The 1298-nt window shown below is 67.1% G+C and carries 1 protein-coding gene and 1 pseudogene; both read left to right on the top strand.

All coding sequences use genetic code 11. From position 1 onward, the window contains the following. The first annotated feature begins 80 nt into the window (after nucleotides 1–80). On the top strand, nucleotides 81–1085 hold the full coding sequence (locus DD1DGNOD_RS13930; RefSeq protein ID WP_131766809.1) for an ATP-binding cassette domain-containing protein: 1005 nt from the start codon (nucleotides 81–83) through the stop codon (nucleotides 1083–1085). After that, nucleotides 1082–1298 (top strand): annotated as a pseudogene (locus tag DD1DGNOD_RS29425) (ABC transporter permease); the annotation flags it as partial. The gene DD1DGNOD_RS13930 and the pseudogene DD1DGNOD_RS29425, both read left to right, overlap by 4 nt.

A 1298-nucleotide genomic window follows, 5' to 3' on the forward strand; every position in this document is an offset into this window, starting at 1 on the left:
CCGACTACTGTACGTAAGGGAGCCGGCTGGTCACCCCGCTGTTTCCAGACTGTCGGTTGCCTGCCGTACGATCGCGAACTGTGGCTGACAAACCCGCGGTACTCGCGCATGGCCTGCACAAGCGCTTCGGTGCGAGCGTCGCGCTCGCCGGTCTTGATCTCAGCGTGGCAACCGGGACCGTGCATGCGGTCCTCGGTCCGAACGGCGCGGGCAAGACGACTGCCGTGAGAATTCTCACCACCTTGTTGCGCGCCGATTCCGGACATGCCGAAGTCCTGGGTCTTGACGTCAGCCGGCGCGCGGACGAGCTGCGGTCACGAATCGGGCTCACCGGTCAGTACGCCGCCGTCGACGAACGGCTCACCGGCCAGGAGAACCTGGAGATGTTCGGCCGGCTCTACCGGCTGCCGGTCGTTTCGGCACGGACCCGCGCCGAAACCCTGCTGGAACGCTTCGACCTCACCGATGCCGCCCGTCGTCAGGCCGGCACCTATTCCGGTGGTATGCGCCGGCGCCTCGACCTGGCCGCCAGTCTGATTCTCGCGCCGCCCATGCTGTTTCTCGACGAACCCACGACCGGGCTCGACCCGCGCAGCCGGATCCGGATGTGGGAAGTCATCGAGGACCTCGTTCGGGAGGGCACAACCGTCCTGCTGACGACGCAGTATCTGGAGGAGGCCGATCAGCTGGCCCGGCGCATCTCGGTGATCGACGGTGGCCGGGTCATCGCCGAGGGCACCGCCGACGACCTGAAATCGCAGGTGAGTGGGGACCGCCTCGACATCGTGATCGCTCGTGGCGGGGACGTCGACGCCGCGCGCGGTGTGCTGGCGCGTTTCGCCTCCGGCGAGGTGACGGTCGACGTCAACCAGCGGCGTCTGAGCGCACCGATGAACCGCGGTGCCGGCGTGCTGCCGGATCTGATCCGCGGTGTCGACGAGGTGGGCGTGACTCTCGAGGACATCGCGTTGCATCGGCCCACCCTCGACGATGTCTTCCTGGCACTCACCGGCCATCACGCGCGAGACGAAGCCGTGCCCACGAACCCGGACGAGACCATCACCGAGGAGCTGGTGACAACGTGAGCACTATCAGCGGCAGCGCTGCCGCCGTTGCGGTACGGCCACTCGAGGGCCGCAGCCGGGTTGTCTGGTCGCTGCTGGACGCCTGGGTCATCTGCCGGCGCAACCTGATCCAGGTCCGGCGGGTACCCGAACTGCTGGTGTTCTCCACGATCCAGCCGGTGATGTTCGTATTGCTGTTCGTCTACGTGTTCGGCGGCGCGATCAACGTCGGGC

Origin of the sequence: Candidatus Protofrankia californiensis (genome assembly GCF_900634765.1) — a bacterium.
Taxonomy (GTDB): Bacteria; Actinomycetota; Actinomycetes; order Frankiales; family Frankiaceae; genus Protofrankia; species Protofrankia californiensis.